9 protein-coding genes and 1 tRNA gene are annotated in these 15,390 nt (G+C 48.8%); all 10 read right to left on the bottom strand.

Annotated features, from left to right (window positions below; all coding sequences use genetic code 11):
- Nucleotides 1-282: 282 nt before the first annotated feature.
- The 10 genes from WH45_RS20175 to WH45_RS20220 all read right to left on the bottom strand — a co-directional run bounded on the left by WH45_RS20175 (nt 283) and on the right by WH45_RS20220 (nt 15,183).
- Nucleotides 283-1,671: an MATE family efflux transporter gene (locus WH45_RS20175; RefSeq protein WP_046216229.1), complete on the bottom strand. Its 1,389-nt coding sequence runs from the start codon at nt 1,669-1,671 to the stop codon at nt 283-285.
- A gap of 170 nt (nt 1,672-1,841) precedes the next feature.
- Nucleotides 1,842-4,760: an insulinase family protein gene (locus WH45_RS20180; protein ID WP_046216230.1), complete on the bottom strand. Its 2,919-nt coding sequence runs from the start codon at nt 4,758-4,760 to the stop codon at nt 1,842-1,844.
- Between the two features lie 51 nt (nt 4,761-4,811).
- Entirely contained in the window at nt 4,812-5,126 is a 315-nt protein-coding gene (locus WH45_RS20185) for a thioredoxin family protein (RefSeq protein ID WP_046216231.1), read from the bottom strand.
- 2 nt (nt 5,127-5,128) lie between these two features.
- Nucleotides 5,129-6,064, bottom strand: a complete 936-nt coding sequence (locus WH45_RS20190; RefSeq protein WP_046216232.1) for a trigger factor — start codon at nt 6,062-6,064, stop codon at nt 5,129-5,131.
- Between the two features lie 21 nt (nt 6,065-6,085).
- Nucleotides 6,086-7,864 carry an ABC transporter ATP-binding protein gene (locus tag WH45_RS20195; RefSeq protein ID WP_046216233.1) on the bottom strand — a complete coding sequence of 593 codons (1,779 nt, stop codon included), beginning with the start codon at nt 7,862-7,864 and terminating at the stop codon, nt 6,086-6,088.
- 3 nt (nt 7,865-7,867) lie between these two features.
- Nucleotides 7,868-9,625: an ABC transporter ATP-binding protein gene (locus tag WH45_RS20200; protein ID WP_046216234.1), complete on the bottom strand. Its 1,758-nt coding sequence runs from the start codon at nt 9,623-9,625 to the stop codon at nt 7,868-7,870.
- Nucleotides 9,615-11,132: a sigma-54 interaction domain-containing protein gene (locus WH45_RS20205; RefSeq protein WP_082097002.1), complete on the bottom strand. Its 1,518-nt coding sequence runs from the start codon at nt 11,130-11,132 to the stop codon at nt 9,615-9,617. The genes WH45_RS20200 and WH45_RS20205 overlap by 11 nt, the downstream gene beginning before the upstream one ends.
- A gap of 307 nt (nt 11,133-11,439) precedes the next feature.
- The gene (gene rpoN / locus WH45_RS20210) at nt 11,440-12,741 is read right to left on the bottom strand and encodes an RNA polymerase factor sigma-54 (RefSeq protein ID WP_052723885.1); all 1,302 of its coding nucleotides are present in this window, start codon (nt 12,739-12,741) and stop codon (nt 11,440-11,442) included.
- Between the two features lie 330 nt (nt 12,742-13,071).
- Nucleotides 13,072-13,155, bottom strand: a tRNA-Leu gene (locus WH45_RS20215).
- Between the two features lie 87 nt (nt 13,156-13,242).
- A complete protein-coding gene (locus tag WH45_RS20220; RefSeq protein ID WP_162198455.1) occupies nt 13,243-15,183 on the bottom strand; it encodes a DUF2961 domain-containing protein in 1,941 nt (646 codons plus the stop codon).
- Nucleotides 15,184-15,390 lie beyond the last annotated feature (207 nt).

The raw sequence follows: 15,390 nt of genomic DNA on the forward strand, positions 1-15,390 counted from the left end.
ATACTATCCGAATGATGAAACAGCACGTAACAAAAGAAAAGAAATAAGAGCAAAGGACGACACTTAAGCGTTTCGCTTTTAAAAAGCGTTGCCTAATAAAAGTGAATTTTACGCAGCAAAATATCTTAAGCAACTTAAGTCTGGAGATCCCCTGTTACTTATACCAATCCAGGCTTAACCGGAGGACGTGCTCTTATTCTTTTCTGGAGTGCATGATGCATCCAACACCGTACCATACGATGCATCAGACTCCATATCACACCGTACTCTCCGCAGCACCCGCTAGATAATCCGATGCTGCAGCCACCTATTCCCATAAAACCGTTTCATGAAAATAATCCCGCGCACTGCCCATTCGCAGTCCATCGCGATCCATACCCCGAGAACACCCCAGCCAAGCGTAACACCCAGCACATACCCGAGTACGACCCGGAACAGCCACATCGACAGCATCGACACCATCGAAGTAAACTTGGCATCCCCGGCCGCCCGCAGTGCCGACGGTGTAATAAACCCAATCGCCCACAGCGGAATCTGAGCAAGCGTATTAATGAGCAGCACCCAGAAGATTTCATCCACGATCTCTGCCGGCGGATCGAACAGTGAGATCAGCGGATAGAACAGCGGCAGAATAATCAGCCCCATTAACACAAAGGACATCGACGCCAGCACGAGGAACGACTTGGTGAACTTGCGCGCTTCGTCAATATGCCCGCTGCCGATACACATACCGACTACCGTAATAATCGTCAGCGACAGCGCATTGGCCGGAATCTGCATTGCTCCTGCGAGTGCGGAACAGATCGCATTGACGGCAATCGCATAGGTGCCCATACCGACGATAAAGATCTGGGTCAATATTTTCCCGCCGTTAAAGAACATCTGCTCGGTTGCAAAGGGGAAGCCGATAAACAGGATCTTTTTGAACATCTCCCATTTGACCTCAAACAGCTCGCGTACCCGTACTTTCAGGTTCACGTCCATTTTGAACAAATAATACAGCGCACACGCGGCGCCGCCATACCGGGCAATATTGACCGACAGGGTCATTCCGAGCACACCCATATCCAGCCCATTGATAAATACAAAGTTCAGCAGCACATACAGCAGGTTCATAATCAGCGACAGCACCAGCGAAGCCCTTGTACTGCCGACACCGCGCAGCGCTCCGCAGACCGCTTCCACAATCGCAATCCCGACAAAGGAAATACAGCTCCCGATCAAGTATGTACGTGCATGATCCATAACTTCCGCTTCGGCCGAGCCAAACAGCAGACTGAGCAGCGGCCCGTGAAAGGCAATCCCGATAATCGCCACAGCCAGTGCCAGCACCGAGACCGATGATACCGCGCCTGCACTCGCCTGCGATACTTTGAGCTCATTGCCGTTGCCCTTGTACTGGGCAACGACGACCGTACCGCCTGTCGCTACCGCGATAAATACACTTAACAGGAAAATATTCAGCGAATCCACCATATTGACTGCACTGACCGCAGCCACACCTGCCGAGCTGATCATGGCGGTGTTGATCAGATTCAATCCCATCACAAATGCCTGGTCGATCAGGATCGGAATAAACAGCGAGATCATCTGGCGGTAGTTCATTGTTGCTCCGGAAAAATACTTTTCCAGCAGCCGTTGTACCCAACTTGCCCGCATACTCTCTTGCATTCGTATTCACTTCTTTTTTTAGAATGACTTCCATTTAACTATAGTCTATAGTGCTGTTCCAGCGATTGTATTGTCAACCCATATCTGACAATTAGGAGTCAAATTCAAAGAAAGCTCAACATTATGTGGCATAATGTTGAGCTTTTCCGAGTGATATGAAGTGATCCATCTTAATTGTACAAAGGCAGTACTTCCGCAAACATACTTCCTTCTTCTTTTATCTTGCTCTCATTTCCGATCGTACATAGGCTGCCGGATGCCAGTACAGCCTCGACCAGTGGAGCCAGATCGGTAATATGCTTGGCGGTCGTATCCAACACTTCTTCCCGCTCCCTTTGCACATCCTCCGGACCGTAACTGGTCATGTACAGCGACAATCCCCGCAGGCCGGCCTCATACGGACTCATCGGCGTATCCAGATCCTTGATGGCTCCCAGAATATAACGGGTCATCTCCGTCTCTGTCGCGGTAAAAGAACGCACATAATCGGCAGTTCCGGCATATACCTCGTAGGTACGGGCCAGATTCGGGTCCCTGTAGGAGGCCAGGAAACTGCTGCCATTACGCTGGAACTGGATCATGCTTCCGTAGGCACCGCCTTCTACCCGTATATTTTGCCACAGGTAATCAAAGGCGATGATTTGGGACAGCACTCTCAGTGACCCGTGATAGGCAAATCCCTGCTGCAAAAAGCTGCCGGTCTGGGCTACATACTGCACTTCAGAAGAGGTAATGAACCCTTCGTTGCGCAGCAGGGGAGACAACCGGTATGGCTCCGACACTGTAGGCTCGGTATGCAGATGTGACTTCAACTGCTTGACGAGCGGTACGAGTCCCGGGTAGCTGTTGTTCTCAGCGGTATAGTTGACCGTCATATTCTCCGGCCGGAAAATATGGATCATCAGTTCTTCCAGTGCAGCAACCAACGATTCCTGCTCCTTCTCGTAATTCCGTTCCAACTGATCAATTAACTGGAAATAGGCAATACCCTCTACCAGTTCTTCAAACACACCGGCTTCCGTATGATACGAAAATGCCCGGGTGATCGCTGTCTGATGTCCTTCAGAAATCAGATCCATTTGCCGTCTGGATTTGATCTCGGCGATAATCTCATAGATCCGCCGCGTATTGGCAAATGACGACGTACAGATGACCTCGCGAATAATATCAAATACAAAATCCAGTTTGCTGTACAGCACTTTGGCATGCAGCTCAAAAGTAGTGGCAAAACGGTCTACCCGCCGGGTATCCGCATAACTGGACACCTGTGTGAAAATACCGCCGGAATGAAGATTGATCTCATTGGACAGCTTGTTATAGCTGTAACGGTCGGTATCCACAGTGCCCAGCACATCTCTCAATATGCCTACATAGGGAAGCAAATGACCCGGTACGCGGCTCAGATCGAATAGTATCTGTACATAGGCGATTCCATTTGTAGACATGCGGTTGTGCAGAATCGTCGTACCGTCTGCTTCGTGCACCACCGGATAGGCCAGGGATGCCTGAGTCTGGATGTCCTGTCTCGACAGCAATGGAATCCGGCTGCGCTGTTCCGATGGAGAAGGTTGATTACGATAGGCTGTGAGCATTTCAGTCTGACGTACCAGCTCCTGAATCTGTCCGCTGGTCAGGCTGTTTTTGTACACCTGCAGCTGCTCCTTGAGCTGCTGTTCCTTTTGCATATTCAGCCCGCGAACCGGCAGTAGCGTCACGATGGAGGCATGTGTATTGTTAAGCAGATATTTCTCCACCAGCTGCTCAAACCATCCATCGTTCATCTCTGTCTTGAGCCTGTCAAAGATTCGGTTAGCCTCCAGATGAATAAAAGGCTGCTGATCGTCATACAGCCAGCTATCCAGAATCTGCATTCCATATACCAATCCTTTAGGGAAACTGCCAAAATCGGCTTCCCGATACTGGAATTCCATGACATTGATACAAGCCAATAGCGCTTCCCTGTCGATACCCTCCTGCACCGCTTTTTGCAACACGGAGGTGAGCGTATCGATAAATTGCTGCTTGTCCGGTCGTTCCCCATTTTTGGCAAAAATGCTGAACACGGGTTGGAAGAGGCTATCCGTAAATGAAGCATAGGTTTCCCGGGCCAGTCCGCTTTCCAGCAGTGCCTGCTGAACAGGCGCCCCCGGTGCGTTGAACAGCACATACTGCAGAATTTTGAAAGCGATTCTCAGTTCGCTGTCCAGATTGGTGCCAATCACCGCATTATAGGACATTATGACACGCCCCTGTTCAGACTCCTGGCTGCCGATGGAATAGAATTTCTCGACCTCTACGCTATGGGAAAATGGAGCCTGATGCTTGACAGCGGAATCGATCCGAACCCGGTCATACTGGCTGAGGTAATTCTCATCGAGCCAATCGAGCTTGGCATTCATGTCCATATTTCCATACAAATAAATATAGCTGTTGGAAGGATGGTAATACTTCTGGTGAAAAGCCTGCAGATCTTCGTACTTCAGCTGTGTAATCTCTTCCGGCAGTCCGCCATACTCATACGCATACGTCGTATCCGGGAACAGCGAGCGGGAGATTTCTCCCTGCATCACACTGTCCGGATTGGAAAATGCGCCCTTCATCTCATTGTAGACGACCCCATTATAGTGAAGTTCGGCATCCGCTGATTCCAGGCTGTAATGCCATCCTTCCTGCATGAAGATTTGTTCCTGCTGGCGAACATTCGGCTTCAGTACCGCATCCATATAGACCGCCATCAGATTCTGGAAATCCTGATCATTCTGGCTGGCTACAGGATAGATCGTTTTATCCGGAAAAGTCATGGCATTCAAAAAGGTATTCAGCGTTCCTTTGGCCAGTTCCACAAAAGTGTCTTTGGCCGGGAAGCGCTCTGATCCGCAAAGAACAGAGTGTTCCAATATATGTGTCATTCCATTGTTATTCGTAGCTGGAGTGCGGAATCCGATGCTGAATACTTTGTTATCATCATCATTGCCCAGCAGGACGATTCGGGCACCGGACTGGATATGTTCCAGCAGCACTCCCTGTGACTTGAGATCTTCCAGCTCGCAGCGCTGAATTACACGATATGCTGTGGATTCATAATTCATTTGTTATTTCCTCCTGTCATTCAAGCCTGGATATATAATGGTCTACCGGAATCAGTACAGATATTTGGCGATTTTCTCTTTGATGGCTTCGGCACTCATCAGACCTGCATGACGATCCACAATCTCGTTATTTTTATAAAATAATACAGTCGGTACCGCCATAATATTGAATTCCTCGCCCAGCTCGAAATGCTGGGACGTATTCACTTTGACTACATTAACAAATGGCATTTCGAAATCAATGTCGTCCAGTACTTTGGATAGCATTTTACACGGTGAGCAGCTCTCTCCATAGAAATCGACGATAACAAAACCTTCCTTAACCAGCTCTTTATAATTGTTCGGTGTACCTGCGTGAATAGACATATTTATACCTCCTGAATGTGTTTTTTCAAATGTTGACTAACTTTATTGTAATAGTAATCTTGGATTTCCCATGATTCGAAAAGCTCAAATGCCATAACTTCCCTGGCCTCTTCGATCGTATAATTGTAATTTGTGCTGTACTCGGCCACTGCTTTCTCATATTTATCCCGCGACACCGTTACTCCGTCCTGCTCCATATGCTTCACTCCCAGCAGGAAAGCGGGAAAGCTTTTTTCCGTTTCTTCGTATACGAGACTTTGCAGTTCTTCAAAAGTATGGACCGGTATTCTGCCGTCGAACTGTTCGGGAGTCATATCTTCCAATACGAATCCTTCCTTTTTGGCAATCATCCGAGTGCGCTGCAGTTCGATCTCGCTCAGAGCACGTACATCCTGCGGATCAATACTAAATTCACTCTGTTCGATCACTCCGGCAATAACTTCTGTGATGACAGGATACAGCTTCTCATCAATAATCGGCTCAGCCACTTCCCGGTAGACATGACGCTCAAATGCCCTGGTTGTGGATATGCCCCGAATGCCTTCTCGCGCTACAATATCATCATCCAACTCGGGAATGACATTGTGCAGGATCTGAGTCAGCTCGGCAGTCACCCGGTGTCCGTCTACGGTCAAATCTATTTTTTTACCGACAGGAACACCTATCAGGCGCTGTTCCAATTCACGATGAAACAGACCAAGACCGATTGTGAGACTCAGATTCTGCTGGTTGAACCGTTCGTGCTGACTTTCCAGATTGCAGGTTATCATATCCTGAAGTGCGGCCTGCTCTGTTTTTACCTGAACCCGATATTTGCGGCGTATACGTTCCAGTTCCGTATGGAGTGCCAGAGAAGTCTCACAGATCAACCGGGATGGATCAACCGGGATTTTTTTGTAATCAAATTCGGATACCACATGGGATTTTATCGTTTGCATTGACATAGATTCCTCCACATTCTAATTTTTCTGCAGCTGCAGAAATGTTCTCAGGGTCGCACTGCCGTTCACCACTTCTTCGTAGGTACCTTCTTTTTCCACACAGCCATCTTTTACCAGAATGATATGATCTGCTTTGCTCAGAATCTCCATATCATGCGTAATAATAAGTGTCGTGCGTCCATGCACCATATTATCCAATCCGGCCAGCACCTCATCCTTGCTGATCCAGTCCAGATTGCTGGTCGGTTCATCCAGCAGCAGCAGATCCGGGTTTTTCATAATGGCTCTGGCGATATTAATCCGCTGCATTTCGCCCCCGGATAGATTGACATCCATATCCAGCATCGTATTCAGACCTTCCGGCAGCATGGTAATAAAATCATACGCATTAGCCCGCTTGGCTGCCTCAATCAGATCTTCGAGTGAATAATCCTCGCTCATCCCATAGGCAATATTGTCAGCCACCGTTCCCGGAACCAGCTGACAGTACTGGGAGACATATCCACTCTGATAACGCCATTCATCCAGTCTGACTTCATTCAGATTCATATGGCCTATTCTGATCTCGCCGCTATTCGGTTCATAGAAGCGCTGCAGCAATTTGAATATGGTCGATTTGCCGCTGCCATTGGCACCAATCAAGGCTGTCACCTTGCGGTGGGGAATTGTAAAGCTCACTTCTTTCAAGATGGACTTCTCATCGTCATAACGGAACGCTACCTTATCAAACACGATATCCGCCTGTACTCCATCCATAGGCAGCTGTGCATGATCCGTCTCATCTTTGATATCCATCAGATCCGCGATTTTGTAGGTGGCACCATGAGAAGACTTGATCGCCTGCCAATTCATCAGGATGTCAAAAAATCGCGGTACCAGTAACAACGAATACGTATAGAATTCCACCAGATGACTCATGCTCATCTGACCGTTTCTTACATAGTAGGCACCGCCCAGCAACGCAATAATCTGAACGGGATAGTTAATAAAGAAGCCCATCAGCTGCTGCAGCATTCCCAGCACTGCGGCACGAATCTCTACCCTGTATTTGAGTTCACTCGCTCTCGCGCCCTGTTCATATTCACCATTTTCTACATTGGATGCCTTAATATACTGTATGTTGGATAGCCGCTCCGAGAAGAAGCCGGTTAGTTCAGCCTGTGCTCTGGTGAGCAAATACTGTATATAATAGGTCAATTTGCCGACTGCATAAATGATCAGAAAAATGACAGGAACAACGTATATAATCAGCCGGGCAAGCTCGGAATAGATTCGCGTCATCTCCAGATAGGCAACGATCAGAGCATACATCGCCGAGAAAAAGGTGATCAGGGTAAGCGGCGCCTGTACAGCATCCTCCGTATCGCTGATTACCCGTGAAATAAGTGTCTGCGGCTGTTCCCGATCATGCACCGCAGAAGGCAGTCTTAACACCTTACTCCATATTTCAGTACGCATATTGCGTACCGAGATCAATTCACACCAACCGGATACCAGCGTAGTGAGTATGGTGCTTCCATTTGCAATCAGGGTAACCAGGATAAATCCGTACAGAAATGTCGTCGCTGTAATCTGCCCCTGATAAATCTGTGAAGTATACGGAACCAATAGCAGATCGGCTTTGGCCGATGCAAAGCTCAGCAGAGCCGTCAGAATAAATAAATACCAGGGCAGCTTGATACGGGTATAGAATTTCAGGAATTTTTTCCATGATAGTTTTTCCGTTCTGGGATTTCGAGACCGGAATCTGCCAATCCGGGTTATCCCCCTTTTCCTTGTATCTGTCCGTTTATCCATCTTCTATTGCTCCTCTTCGTTCATCATCTGTCTGTAAAACGAATTACTCATTGATAATGTAAAAGGAGTCCCGGAAGACAGGGTACCATCTTCATTGAATACGATCAGATAATCTGCATGCTGGATAGCCTGTTTATCATGAGTGATTACAATTACAGTTCGCTCCGTTTTCAGACTTTTCAGTCCCTGGATCACTTCAGCGGCGGCTTTAGCATCCAGACTGGAAGTCGGTTCGTCCAGAATCAGATATTTGGGATTTTGTAAAATGGCCCGGGCAATACCGATTCGCTGCCGCTGTCCTCCGGAGAGTCTGCAGCCAAACTGACCGACTTCCGTATCGTAACCCTCCGGCATGTCCATAACCATCCGGTGCGCATTAGCCAGCTCAGCGGCATGCGCAATTTCCTCATTGGTGTAACTGCCCTGCAGTCCAAACAGCATATTTTCCCGGATCGTTCCGGTCATCAGCGGCACATCCTGAAACACATAACCGATCTCCCGGCGCCAGTTTTGAATATCATACTCCTGAATATTCGTACCATTCAGAAGAATCCTTCCCTGATCCGGCTCATACAGTCGTTCCAGCAGCTTCAGTATGGTGGATTTGCCTTTGCCGCTTGGTCCGATAATAAACGTCAGTTTATGTTTGGGAATCTGCAGGGTGACATTATTCAGAACGGGGCTATCCGGCTCATAGCCGAAGCTCACCTGATCAAAATGAATATTTCCTGACTCCACTTTATCCTTGGCATAAGAACGGGCACCTTCTTCGGGATTCTCCATGATGTTGGCTACCCGAAGCAGAGATCCCTGTGTCGTTTTGATCAGAGTCCATTGCCCGCTCCTACTTTGAATGCTTTCAAGCAGCGTATTGGCAAATATATAAAAGGCATACCACCCAGCCACTGTGAGCTGGCCGCTGTTCAGCAGGTAGATACCAATTAAGATCAGCACCAGATTTTGAACGAGGCTCTGGATATTACTGAAGACACTATCGAATATTGATACATACAGGGCCTTCTTTTTGGCTTCATATAGACTCTGGATCGCTTGTTCGCCCCGCTCGGCTTCCACTTTTTCCTTGTTAAAAGCCTTGATCGTAGGAAGCGCGACAATCAATTCACTTAGAAACATCGCCAGATTGGATGTTTTGTCCTGTACTCTGACAGCAACACGCATGTACAGGCGCCCAAATACAAAGGCCAGAATTAACATAACCGGGATGACTCCCAACAGCAGATAGCTCAGGCTCTGATTGTACTGAGATACCTGACGAAGCGTAATATAAAATGTGTAGATCCCCAGAAGTTCACCAATAACCACCTGTGAAATGAAACTTCGCAGCAGCTGGGTGTCTATCGTAATCCGGCTGATTAGACTCTGAGCCGGCAGCTTGTCAAAAAAACAGGGCGGCAGTTTCAGAATTTTATCCCATAATACATTTCTGAAATTCCTGTCAATCCGGGCATTGATAATATCCAGTCCCAGACCGTTAATCTGACCAGCTGCACTGGACACAAGGTCATAAATAATGACCAGACTCACAATCTGCACCGTCACATTGCCTCCAAAAATCTGTCCTGTCAGATCCGGTACCATTAATCCCAACCTGGCAGCGATCATCGCAACCAGCATATATCCCAGAATCCACAGGATCGGCAGTCTTGCCTTGATGCACAGATGAAAAAAGGTTTTCCAGATTCCCCTGTTTGGATGGGATAATTCAGGTTGTACCGCCTGCAAATTGACTTCATTTAACATTCCATGCTTTCCTCCCCAGTTGTTTCGGCCATTCTTCCACACAGAAATCGTATTTTTCCAGCTTCCGATAAAGGGTGGAGAGGGAAATCTGCAGCTCGCTGGCTACTTTTCCTTTATCGTTGCGGTACTCTTCCCGGTCGAGATAGCTTTCCAGTATTTTCTTCTCATACTGGGACAGCAGCTGTTCCAGACTGGCATTGTCCATTGATTCCACCTGTTCATGCAGATATTCCGGCAGATCCTCAAAAGACACCATATCCGTATCCACCATATTGACCATATATTCAATGGCATTTTCCAGCTGCCGAATATTGCCTGGCCAATCGTAACGCTTCAGCCACTCTTCCAGTGCAGGATTCAGCAGCAGTGGGCCCTTGCTTAGAATCGCCGCATGTTTCCGGATAAAATAATCACAGAACAGCGGAATGTCCGATCTTCTTTCCCGCAGCGGTGTCGTATGCAGCGGAATCACATTCAGACGGTAATACAGATCCTCGCGGAATTCGCCTTTTTGCACCATTTCGTCGAGATTGCGATGTGTTGCCGCGATAACCCGTACATTGATCGGGATCGACAGGCTGCTACCAATCGGCTCAATCGAACGCTCCTGTAGTACCCGCAGAATCTTCGGCTGCAAGGACAACGGCATATCGCCGATCTCATCCAAAAACAGCGTCCCCTGATCGGCCAGCTGGAACTTTCCTTTTTTGCCGTCCTTTTTGGAACCTGTAAAAGCGCCCCCTTCATAGCCGAACAATTCACTTTCCAGCAGGGTATCCGGAATCGCCGAGCAGTTGATCGCGATAAAAGGCTGCCGGCTGCGATTTCCTTCGTAGTGGATCGCTTTGGCGAGCAGTTCCTTGCCGGTGCCACTCTCTCCTTTGATCAATACGGTGGATGGACTGTTGATCACTTTTCGGGCTTTGAGGATTACATTTCGGATACCGGTATCATTGCCGATAATATCCTCGAACAGTACATCATGAGGAGATGTCCGTTCCCGTTTTGTGTTCATTTGGACTTTGGGACGCAGCATTACGCTCAGTTTCTGTTCCAGCCGAATACCGGTCTCTGCCAGATGGGTAAAGTAAAACTCGGTATCCTGTGCGATGTTTTCCTTGTATTTCTCCATAAAACTGGTAATCGAGAGGATACCCAGCAGGGTATGACTACTGGAATACACCGGAAAATAAATGGCTCCATAGCCGCTGCAGGTATCATTGGATTTACAATTGGCGCAGCCGAGTTCGCTTGTCTTGGAGTCATAGACCACATACGGCTGCCCGGTCTCAATGACTCTGGCAATGGCACGTTCATGCTTTTCTTCCGTGTGCCCGTAGCTGTATTCGCCTGTGCCACCTATGAACCGACCAGCCTCATCATACAGCTCTGCTTCCAAGCCGAGCTGTTGTTTGACTTTTTGCAAAATGGCGTCGATCCCCAGTTCATGACGAGCTCTCACTTCATACTTTTTTACATTTTCCAGAAATTCAGAAAAGTAAGACATCTATATCCCTTCCCCCTCATATGCGGTTTCCCTGATGATCAGACACAAGCGGGAGACCGAAGAACGAATGGATGCAGCAATACGGCAATACGGCGCCGGTATTTTGCTTTTTTCAATCATCTGATTTCCTCCCCACTTTTATTAATGCAATAACCGTGCCAACTCTGAACAAAAAAATATTTTTCTTCAAAAACCCTGTACCAGCAGCATTTATTTTTTCTGATTCTGTCGTATTATTGCAAACTATCCTTTCAGTACCCTTTATTCTTGTCAGGAATGAAAAAACGTTTGTCAGAGTTGGGAATGGCTAACGCAGCCGCCGCATGGATGCAGACAGAATACGCTCTTCGTTTCTGTATTTGGCTACTGTACGCCGGGAGATTTCGATTCCCTGCGCCTGAAGTTCGTTCGTTATTCGCTGATCGGACAAAGGACTTTTTTTATCTTCATCGGCAATCATATTGCGAATCTGCTGCTTGACCGATTCTGTGGAGGTCTCTCCCTCAGCTGTAGCTATCGTATTGGATAGAAGCTTTTTCATTTCAAATAACCCTCTGGGCGTATCCATGTATTTATGACGAACCGTCCGGCTGATCGTGGATTCATGCAGTCCCGTTCTGCCGGCAATCTCCTTGATATTCAGCGGCTTTAGACTGTGATCCTGACCAGACAGGAAGGCAACCTGCTCTTTGGCGATCACCGAGGCGACTTTCAGGAGAGTATTCCTCCGGTAGGCGACACTCTGTACCAGCCATTTGCCGGATTGTATCCGCTCCTTGCAGTATGAGCGCACTTCTTCCGAGCAATCTGATGCAGCAGGAATATAATCGGCATTTATGGAAATGCGAGGCGAATACATATCGCGAATCGTAAATTTCTGCGGTGTATCCGGTGTATATTCGACGATGACGTCGGCTGTGACAGGGGCTGCGGCTGTACCTTGCAGCGCCGAACATGGACGGGGATTCAGCGTTTTGATGTAGAGGATCGCTTCTTCCACACTTTTCCTGGAAGCACCGATAGAGCGCCGAATCACATCCAGATTACCACGAGCCAGATCATGCAGATGACCGGTAATAAGCTTCAGTGCCAACGGGTGGCTGGATGGGTCCATTTCCGCCTGCAAAAGAAGACATTCTGTCAGATCACGCGCACCAACGCCCGGTGGATCAAGCGATTGCAGCAGCTGCAGGGATTGCTGCATAATTTCCGGCGGAAGATGAAGCTCTTCCCCGGCTTCCTCCAGGGAGACTACCAGATATCCGCGTTCATCCAGATTACCGGCCAGATACGCTGCAGCCCGATAGATCTCCGGTGAAGTTACTCTCATACGCAGCTGTTCAAGCAGCAGTGACTCGATCGTCACCGTATCGTCTGCAATCCCGTTTAGTTCATCCCAGTCTGCACTGCTGGATATCCGGGTTGTCCTGGCGGCATATTCACCTGTTTTCCATTTAATCTCGATAAATGGATTCTCTGCTTCCTGGCTTTCCAGAAACTGCTGAAGCTCTTCCCAGGAATATTTCAGCATATCGATCGACTGTCTTAATGCTGGTGTTACATGTAATTGTTGAGACAGATTCTGTTCCAGATTCATGGAATTCGACAAATTGGATTCCCCCAGTACGCCTATCAGGCAAAGCGCAGCGTATATGATGCAGCTGCGCATCTATTTCTTGTTCCTCATTTGAAAGGACATGTTCATATTCTGATCTACCTTATATATCGTTGTCTGTTGTATTTAATCATAGTCCCGGCAGAGAAATAAAGAAGTGGACTTATTGAAGGGTACAAACTGAAGGAAGCGTGTGCGTCTGTAGCGGTGTGTTTATTGCTGTGAAAGAACATGGGGAGTGATACATTTACTATTTTTGAAAACAAAAAAACTCATGAATCTCTACAAGAGAAATTCATGAGTCTATTTGTTAATGCTTAGGAATGCGGTCGAGAGGACTCGAACCTCCACGGGGGTAAGCCCACACGGACCTGAACCGTGCGCGTCTGCCAATTCCGCCACGACCGCAAATTAGTTAGTGAGCTGCGTTACGCAATCACAAGGAATAATATATCATGCTTTTTCCAAAAGCACAAGCTTTTTCGCAAATTATTTTTAATACAGGCTGTAGACCTGATAGTAAAATTCATTCCAGACCCGCGTCTCGCCTGCCTGTACATAGTCCAGCCGGATCGTTACATGACCTTTGCCTGCCGTATAGGCGGCCGGAATCTCGTATTCATCCTCCAGCCAGCGCTTGTACGGATTGCGGTCGGCGGTATACCAGCTGCGCTCCTGCACGAGGATACCATCGACATGGACAGTCGCCTTCTGCCGGCCGGTCATCTGATCGGAGCGGCGCCGCAGCCGAACGCCCCGATTATCCGGGCGGATCGATACCGTAAATTCGCTCCAGCCTTCCGTCTCATGGCCGGTATCCGTGATCAGCACATCATCCTGGTCGCCTTCATAACAGGAGGTCAGCGTATAATACCCGCGGCTGCCTGATGTCCGGTACTGGTGTATGCCTTCCGAAGCCTTGCAGCCGATATCCAGCTCATCCGTCAGCTCCATGCCCGGTTCATCCAGCCCGTAATAAAGCAGTATGCCCGAATGACGCAAATACTGATTGTTATACTCTCCCGCCTCTATGCCAAACACCAACTGCTGCTGAAAAGGATACACATCCCCGCTGCACAGCCGCACCATCGACCAGGGACTATCCGGCAGGCCATCATAACCGCTGGACGGATTCATCTCTGGCGGTGTCGGGAAGCCCCAGCCATAGTTAACCCAGCTCTCCGATCCGTCACTCTCCACCTGCGGAGTTGCCCTGCCGTCGATATGGACGCGTACATCGCCTTCACAGCTGATCTGCCCGCTCTCCCTGCTAAATGCCGTCACCTGCCCCGCAACGAGATGTCCACGTCCCCTGATCTGCCCGATAATGCTATCTGTTCCATGACTCGCTTGGGATGGATAATAATCGGATGAGCGAAAATAACCCGTCCGGCCCTGTGGATACAGCGGCTGAGGCCCTGCATGATAGCGGATCTGCCAGCTGCCCAGCTCCACTGCTGCCGTTCCCCGGTTCACCAGTTCAATACGAGCACTTTGCCAGTACGGCATCGGAAAATACTGATACCACTGCCCATCCGCCGCCTGACCGTGGGACAGCAGACCAATCCGATTATAACCCAGCTCATTACCGAAAAAGGCTCCCAGCGGGCATTCCACATCCGCCTGTTCATGATCATCCCAGGTCATACAGATCCATATCTGCATCAGCTCCGGCCTGGGGAAATCATTGATCGGCTCTGCCGGCTCCGATTCCCATTGTGCCAGAATGGCGGTAATGCAGCCAGCATCATGCTCATCCAGCAGTACCTCGCGCTCGCCTGCAGCCAGTGTCAGCTGCTCAACCGTGCCCTCTCTCGCATCCCTGCCAGCAGGCTTGGGATCTTGGCCGGGATGGCGCCACATTTCCAGCAGACCGCTCAGGTCTTCGTGTCCGGTAAAGGTTACGACACCCTCGGCTTCCCGGTAGGAGTGGTAGATCACATGCCCCCAGCCTCCGTCGCCTTTGGCCGCTCCTTTCAGCCGGATATCCGATGTGATCCGGCAGGAATGTTCATATTCCATCGGGACCCAGCTGCGCACGACCCGGATCGGCCCTCGCCCATTATCATCCGGTCCCATATAGGCATCAGCCAGTGGTGCGGTAAAAGGAGCCTTATGACCAAACTCCGAATGCCGGATACGGAACCTCGGCTCGATTTCTCCATCAAAATAAAACGAAAACGTCGGCTCTTCACTCTCCGGATACCGGTGCTGTACAAAGTTATAAATACAGCCGGGACCATCCACATCGAAAATCACCCATTCCTCGCCTTCCCGGTACAACCACCAGTCCCAGTCGGCGTTCAGCCCCTGCTTGTCAATGCTGCCTTCATAGTGAACCTGCACGCCTTCACGCAGCAGCGGCAGCAGCTCGAATCGCTCCATTGCCTTCAGACCTTTGGGTACGTTATGTTTGTATTCCCTGTTTGATTCCATTCTGCTGCTCCTGTTCTCCGTATATATGAACGGATAATAATGGATGGGACAATCGTATCTCATTGGTTGATTGGCATTCTTACATTTGGTTGGCATTACTGCAATCCATACTTTCCTCTACTTATTATAAAAGGTACGCTCTTCCCCCGGAATTGAACAATTTTCAGATGAGTTGAACATTTTGGTTTTCCGATTTACTTTTCGCAT

Origin of the sequence: Paenibacillus wulumuqiensis (assembly GCF_000971965.1) — a bacterium.
Classification (GTDB): Bacteria; Bacillota; Bacilli; order Paenibacillales; family Paenibacillaceae; genus Saccharibacillus; species Saccharibacillus wulumuqiensis.

Coding starts and splice junctions, on each gene's coding strand:
- WH45_RS20175 (WP_046216229.1), bottom strand. CDS start 1,671: ATGCAAGAGAGTATGCGGGCAAGTTGGGTACAACGGCTGCTGGAAAAG.
- WH45_RS20180 (WP_046216230.1), bottom strand. CDS start 4,760: ATGAATTATGAATCCACAGCATATCGTGTAATTCAGCGCTGCGAGCTG.
- WH45_RS20185 (WP_046216231.1), bottom strand. CDS start 5,126: ATGTCTATTCACGCAGGTACACCGAACAATTATAAAGAGCTGGTTAAG.
- WH45_RS20190 (WP_046216232.1), bottom strand. CDS start 6,064: ATGCAAACGATAAAATCCCATGTGGTATCCGAATTTGATTACAAAAAA.
- WH45_RS20195 (WP_046216233.1), bottom strand. CDS start 7,864: ATGGATAAACGGACAGATACAAGGAAAAGGGGGATAACCCGGATTGGC.
- WH45_RS20200 (WP_046216234.1), bottom strand. CDS start 9,625: ATGTTAAATGAAGTCAATTTGCAGGCGGTACAACCTGAATTATCCCAT.
- WH45_RS20205 (WP_082097002.1), bottom strand. CDS start 11,132: ATGTCTTACTTTTCTGAATTTCTGGAAAATGTAAAAAAGTATGAAGTG.
- WH45_RS20220 (WP_162198455.1), bottom strand. CDS start 15,183: ATGGAATCAAACAGGGAATACAAACATAACGTACCCAAAGGTCTGAAG.